This window comes from Povalibacter sp. (assembly GCF_036520495.1).
In the GTDB taxonomy this organism is placed as follows: domain Bacteria; phylum Pseudomonadota; class Gammaproteobacteria; order Steroidobacterales; family Steroidobacteraceae; genus Steroidobacter.
Map to the genome: position 1 here is coordinate 50,539 of NZ_DATDJO010000024.1, position 6,268 is coordinate 56,806.

At 61.3% G+C, this 6,268-nt stretch carries 6 protein-coding genes; 1 reads left to right on the top strand and 5 read right to left on the bottom strand.

The features are described from left to right. Positions 1–151 precede the first annotated feature (151 nt). From VIZ63_RS08895 to VIZ63_RS08905, 3 genes are all read right to left on the bottom strand, one after another. Complete coding sequence (locus VIZ63_RS08895; protein WP_331609211.1) at positions 152–1,498, bottom strand: OmpP1/FadL family transporter; 1,347 nt, start codon at positions 1,496–1,498, stop codon at positions 152–154. 184 nt (positions 1,499–1,682) lie between these two features. Then, complete coding sequence (locus tag VIZ63_RS08900; RefSeq protein ID WP_331609212.1) at positions 1,683–2,477, bottom strand: class I SAM-dependent methyltransferase; 795 nt, start codon at positions 2,475–2,477, stop codon at positions 1,683–1,685. A 97-nt stretch (positions 2,478–2,574) separates the two neighbouring features. Further along, positions 2,575–3,567, bottom strand: coding sequence for an LLM class flavin-dependent oxidoreductase (locus VIZ63_RS08905; protein ID WP_331609213.1), 993 nt, complete (start codon positions 3,565–3,567; stop codon positions 2,575–2,577). Between the two features lie 208 nt (positions 3,568–3,775). Here VIZ63_RS08905 and VIZ63_RS08910 point away from each other — a divergent pair, with 208 nt between their 5' ends. Continuing rightward, on the top strand, positions 3,776–5,167 hold the full coding sequence (locus VIZ63_RS08910; protein WP_331609214.1) for an L-serine ammonia-lyase: 1,392 nt from the start codon (positions 3,776–3,778) through the stop codon (positions 5,165–5,167). Positions 5,168–5,250: 83 nt separating this feature from the next. Here the strand turns inward: VIZ63_RS08910 and VIZ63_RS08915 are convergent, their stop codons facing one another. Together VIZ63_RS08915 and VIZ63_RS08920 are read right to left on the bottom strand one after the other, a co-directional pair. Then, complete coding sequence (locus VIZ63_RS08915) at positions 5,251–5,727, bottom strand: GNAT family N-acetyltransferase (RefSeq protein WP_331609215.1); 477 nt, start codon at positions 5,725–5,727, stop codon at positions 5,251–5,253. A gap of 69 nt (positions 5,728–5,796) precedes the next feature. Beyond that, complete coding sequence (locus VIZ63_RS08920) at positions 5,797–6,096, bottom strand: hypothetical protein (protein WP_331609216.1); 300 nt, start codon at positions 6,094–6,096, stop codon at positions 5,797–5,799. Positions 6,097–6,268 lie beyond the last annotated feature (172 nt).

Sequence of the window (6,268 nt, forward strand, 5' to 3'; positions counted from 1 at the left end):
CACGCATAGCCGTGACTACCGTTGTGCGGTGACGACTCCGTGACAAGCGAGCTCGAGACTCGCGGTGAACGCCTCCAAAACGAACATTCTTCCCCGTCGCTGCTGTCTATTGATGCACAGCGATGACTCCAGGTCGCGACATTCGCTTTGATCAGAACCGGTAAGTGAGCTGCGCACTCACGATATCCACCGCAGATTCCTGCTGCCCCAGCAGCAAGCCATTGAGCGCCGTGTTGCCATCGTTCTGGTTGATGGGCGTATCGCTGCTGAACAGATGCGCATAGCCGAAGTCGATCAACCACGCGACGGACGGCACCCAGTGCGCGCCCAGCGCCACCCACTTGCGATCTGTGTCCGGTAACCGGGCCGTGCGCGTCGCGTCCGGTACCTGAGTTTCGTCGAAGGCCACGCCGCCGCGCAGCTTCCAGGTGTCATTGAGCTTCCAGGTCATACCTATGGCGTAGCGCCACGTGTCTTCCCATAGCTCCGGCGTGCTGGACAATAGCACGCCGTTGTCGCGCACGACGTCGAGAAACTGCACGCTGCTCCAACCGGTCCATGCGACATCGATCATCAGCTCCGCGCGCTCGCCGATCGCCTGATAGAAGGAGGCTGTAGCGATATCCGGCAGCTCGATATCGACAGTGGCGCCGCTGTCGGCGAGCGGACCACCGGGTGCCGACGCGCCAGCGACGATGGCTGCGCCGGTCGGGTCCGTCGGCGTCGGCGGCGAGAAGTTGATGGTGCCCTCGAGCTGGTAGTTGATCGATGAGCGATACGCCAGACCCAGACGAGTGCGAGGGGTGAATTCGATCAGCACACCTGCATTGAAGCCCCATTCTGCATCATCGCCACGCACGACCAGGCCGCCCTGCAATCCGGCATTGAGCGGTACCAGCGCGGGCGACACGGAACCTATGACGGCCGTGTAGTTCACCTGATTGGTCAGCTCCGCCAGCATGCGCTGGTAATTCAGACCGAAGCCCAGCGATACGTGCTCATTCAGGCGAAACGCGAGCGACGGATTGAAGTTGTACGTCTGGATTTCGGACCTCGACGCCTGGAAACGGCCGATCCAGTCGTCGTCGTACTCCAGCGTCAGACCAAAGGGCACATTGAACCCAAAACCCGCCGCCACGTTCTCATTGAACGGCACAGCGACGTACAGCGCCGGAATGCCATGGAGGCCACCGGCATCGCCACCTTCCCCGCCCAGCGCCTGTCCCAGCGCGGGCAGCGAGCCCTGATTGTTGAACTTCGAGCTCACGTCGATGCCGCTCGCCACGACACTCATCTGCGCGCGGTCAAGGCGCATCATGCCGGCCGGGTTGTAGAACAGCGTAGTCGCATCGTCGGCCACCGCCGCGGTTCCGGAAAACGCCGTCCCGAGCCGGCTGGCACTCTGCTCGAGCAAGGCGAACCCGGAGGCGAATGAGTGGCCGCCTGCAATCATCAAAGCAGTGCCCACAGCGACACGAAACGAAGGCGTCTTGATCATCAGATCACTCCTCGGAACCGAATGACATCCGCTATTACGTCAGCGTAAGCGGCCATGTAATTCGCAATGTCCGAGGGCACACAGTTGTTCTGTGCTATTTGCCGATTTCTGATTACAACTGAAACAGTGCAGAGGTGCGATCGAGCCGTGACATCAGGGGGCGTTTACGCACTCGTCACGCCATTCACCGCATCCAGGCATAGAGACGCAACGGCTCCGTCTCGGCCTCAGCGGCAGGTTTGCGCAGAACCCAGAAGTTATAGGACGCGAGCTGGGGAATGCCGAGTGTGAATGTGAGCGCGTCATACATATAAGAGAGCGCGAACAGCGGTATGAAGAATTCGCAGTAGGCACTGCTGTTGTAGCCAGGCAGGTGGTACAGCTCCTCGAAACCAACAGCGGTGAACATCCTGCGAAAGGCAGCGTAGTCCGTGCGGTCATAGTGAGCGCGAAAGCCCAGTACCTTCGCCCGCTCGCCCATGGTCTTGTCGAGCACGCGACCACTGATGCGCGTGGGCAGCAGGCGATTGGCCATGACGAAGGGCGCGTAGCGACTGGGAAACTGCGCCACGAGGCAGCCGCCCGGCCGCAGGATCCGCAGCGCATCCTCGAGGAACTTCTGGTTATCCGGAAAGTGCTCGATCCCGGAATGCACCATGAACAGGTCGGCCGAATCGTCAGGCAGTGGGATGCCGGCCGAGACGTCGCACTCGATTTTCTCGTCCAGCGCATCGTTCGGCGCCATTGCGGCGGCGTTGATATCGAGTCCGATCAGGTGGATGCCATACCAGCGCTTGTAGTGACGCGGGAAATGCCAGTGCTTGCCTGCACCGACGTCGACGACGGTGCGGACGTCGGGACGCGACAGCAGCAATGCACCGATCTTGCGAAAGGCGCCGAAGACATTGGCTTCGTCGATGTGCCGTGGCGTGATTGCCTGGGACAGGCGGCGATTGGCCGCAAAGAACCTCTCCAGCACGGCTCCTCCCCTTCGTCTGTCCGTCGATTGAGATGTACGGTATCGCACTACCCGGGCAAGGTCACTCGCCCGCCCTTCGCGACCTCACCTCAGAGGGTCATTCAAGAGAATCGCGCACCTGCGCCGCGATTTCATAGGAATGCACGCGCGCGGCATGCGAGTACATGTTGCAGGTGATGATGAGTTCGTCGGGCCGGGTCCGCGCGAGGAAGGCTTTGATGCTCTCGCGAACCGTCTGTGCCGATCCGATGGCCGAGCACGAGAGCACATCATTCAGAACCGCGCGCTCGTGCGGAGCCAGTTGCTCCAGGTAACCCTCGACCGGCGGTTGCAGCTGCATTGGACGACCCGTGCGCAGGGCAACGAACGCCTGCTGCATTGAACTTGCGAGCAGCCGACCCTCCTCATCCGTGTCCGCCGCGAATACATTGAAACCGAGCATGACGTATGGCCGCTGCAGCTGCACCGAGGGCCGGAAGCCGTCGCGATAGATCTGGATCGCCTGCATCATCTGCGCCGGCGCAAAGTGTGAGGCGAACGCGAACGGCAGCCCGAAGGCCGCGGCGACCTGCGCACCAAACAGACTCGAACCGAGAATCCACACCGGAACGTTCAGACCCGCGCCGGGCACGGCGCGTACTGCCTGGTTCGGCTGCGGCGGCTGGAAGTAGCCCATGAGCTCGATGACGTCCTGCGGAAATTCATCGGCATCGGATGACAGATTGCGTCGCAACGCACGTGCCGCCAGCTGATCCGAGCCCGGCGCGCGTCCCAGGCCAAGATCGATACGTCCGGGGTACAGCGATTCCAACGTGCCGAACTGTTCCGCAATGACCAGTGGCGAGTGGTTCGGCAGCATGATGCCGCCGGCGCCCACGCGAATCGTCGAGGTCCCGCCCGCCACATGGCCGATGATCACCGACGTGGCGGCGCTCGCGATGCCCGGCATGTTGTGATGTTCCGCGAGCCAGTAGCGGAGGTAACCCCAGCGCTCCGCATGTTGTGCGAGATCCAGCGTGTTGCGAAACGACTCAGCGGCTGTGGAGCCCGCGGTCACCGGCGACAGATCGAGAACGGAAAAGGGGATCATGGGAGAAGTTGCCAGTTGCTGGTCGATAATCGACAGGTGAGACGAACATGCAGGCGTAGCCGCGACACTTCAAGCACGTACTCGCTACTTTTTGCGGCGTATCATGGCAAGCGGACGATAGCGCTTCTGTATACATCCGCAGCCATCGACTATCCCCTATCCACCATCCACCATCCACCATCCACCATCCACCATCCACTTCTGCAACATGGCCGTCAGCGCTTTCGACCTGTTCAAGATCGGGATCGGTCCTTCGAGTTCACACACCGTCGGACCGATGCGCGCTGCGCGCCTGTTCGCCGAACGATTGGCGCATGAAGGCCTGACTGAGCGCGTCATGCGTTTCACAGCGGAGCTGTATGGATCGCTCGGTGCAACGGGCAAGGGCCATGGCAGCGACAAGGCCGTGTTGCTCGGTCTGTCGGGCCATCAGCCTGATACCGTCGATGTGAATGCGGTGCCTCAGTACCTCGACGAGGTCCGTCAGACCGGCACACTGAAGTTACTGAATCGTCATGCAGTCGCCTTCGACGAGAAGCGCGACCTGATTTTCAACCGGCGCGAAACGTTGCCTTTGCACCCGAACGGCATGCGGTTCGTCGCATACGCGGCCGACGGCAGCGAGCTTCTGAACAAAATCTATTACTCCGTCGGCGGCGGCTTCGTCGTCAGCGCCGAAGTCGCTGCCAATGGCGAACTGCAGAAGCGCATTGCACCCGACACGACCATCCTGCCGTATCCGTTCCACACGGGCGACGAATTGCTGGCGCTGTGCGAACACGAGCAGGTCTCGATCGCCGGGATCATGCGGCGCAACGAACGCCATTGGCGCAGTGACGCCGAGATCGACGCCGGGCTCCTGCGCATCTGGCAGGCAATGCAGGACTGTGTGCGCCGCGGCTGCAGTACTCCGGGCACGCTACCAGGCGGCTACAAAGTGAAGCGGCGCGCACACGACCTGCATCGCCAGCTCACCGCGAATCCGGAAGCGGCGCTGCGCGATCAGTTGGTCGTGCTCGACTGGGTGAATCTGTACGCCCTGGCCGTCAACGAAGAAAACGCGGCTGGCGGCCGTGTCGTCACCGCTCCCACCAATGGCGCCGCCGGTATCATTCCCGCCGTCCTGCACTACTACGCACGCTTCATCGCGGGCGCGACCGATCGCGGCGTCGTGGACTTCCTGCTGACCGCCGCAGCGATCGGCATTCTCTATAAAGAAAACGCATCGATCTCCGGCGCCGAAGTCGGCTGCCAGGGCGAAGTCGGCGTTGCATGTTCGATGGCGGCAGGTGCGTTGTGCGCCGTACTCGGCGGCACGCCGCGGCAGGCCGAGAATGCGGCGGAGATCGGCATGGAACATCACCTGGGATTGACCTGCGATCCCGTCGGCGGACTCGTGCAGATCCCCTGCATCGAGCGCAATGCGATTGCGTCCGTGAAGGCCATCAACGCCGCACGCATGGCATTGCGCGGTGACGGCACGCACTACGTCTCGCTCGACAAGGTGATCAAGACGATGCGCGAAACCGGCGCCGACATGAAAACGAAGTACAAAGAAACATCACGTGGCGGATTGGCCGTGAATGTGATCGAGTGCTGAAGGCAATTCGCAATTAACAATTCACAATGAACAACGCCTGGAGCACTGAGTCGGGACTTCTCAGTGCTGAGATCCTCAATTGTTCATTGTTGATTGCTTCCGGTCTCGATTGGCAGCACCCAGTTGTCCCAGTCCGCGTCAATCGTTCCGCCGAAGCTCGCATAAAAGCGCTTGGCACCTTCATTCGACGGCAATACCTGCCATCGCAACAAGCGGACACCGGCCTGACGGCCATGGTCGAGTACGGCTCTGAAGAGTTTGTGACCCACGCCTTCACCACGCTGATCCGCCGCGACGAAGAATTCCTTCAGCACCAGCGTCGGGCGCAAATCGAATGTGAAGGGAATGAAGTACGTGAGCGCGTAGCCGCAGAGGTTTTCATTGGCATCCGCGGCCACGAACACATGGAACTGCGGGTCACGCTCGCGATTGAAACCGCGCTCCAGCAGATCGGCCTCGGTCACGGCGAAGCGATCACGATAGCCTTCGAACTCTGCGAGTCCATGCATTAGCCGCAGCAACTGCGGAATGTCATGGACGAAAGCGGGGCGGACGATCATGGGCGAAAGACTCGCTGCGTTCCCGCCCAGACCGGACCGATCAGGCTGTAATAGAACATCTGCTGCGGTTCAGTCATTCCGTAGATCTGCACGTCCCGCAACAGGCCCGAAACTCACAACCGCCGGGGATACCACCACTTGGGCATTGCCATACTCGTCGATGAACGCAGTCGCCGTCATGACTTCGCCCGAGGCCGTCTCGGTCGCACTGCCTTGCCCGTATCCCGTCACGGCGGATGGCATCAAGGGACCGGCGCCGATCACAGGGCGGTCGGCGTCGCCACCATCGTCACTATCGCCACCAGAACAGCCTGCCAACAGGACGACCGCTGCAGCCAGCCACGACGGCAGCGTATTGAACTTATTCACGGCTTGCTCCCTGCCCGCTTTATTGGAATGAAGTGCAGGCTAGTTGGCGGCAATCCACCCTGTCAACGAAACGAAATCTGTCCGCGCAGCAGCCGCTACGCCTTTTGCTCGCGCCTCTCCGTTGCCGCTTTGATGAAGGCCTTCACCAACGGCTCCGTCGGCAGCAACCCGG

What these genes read in the sequence shown, in the direction of transcription:
- VIZ63_RS08905 (WP_331609213.1), bottom strand. Translation starts at nt 3,567, where the DNA reads ATGATCCCCTTTTCCGTTCTCGATCTGTCGCCGGTGACCGCGGGCTCC.
- VIZ63_RS08915 (WP_331609215.1), bottom strand. Translation starts at nt 5,727, where the DNA reads ATGATCGTCCGCCCCGCTTTCGTCCATGACATTCCGCAGTTGCTGCGG.
- VIZ63_RS08895 (WP_331609211.1), bottom strand. Translation starts at nt 1,498, where the DNA reads ATGATCAAGACGCCTTCGTTTCGTGTCGCTGTGGGCACTGCTTTGATG.
- VIZ63_RS08910 (WP_331609214.1), top strand. Translation starts at nt 3,776, where the DNA reads ATGGCCGTCAGCGCTTTCGACCTGTTCAAGATCGGGATCGGTCCTTCG.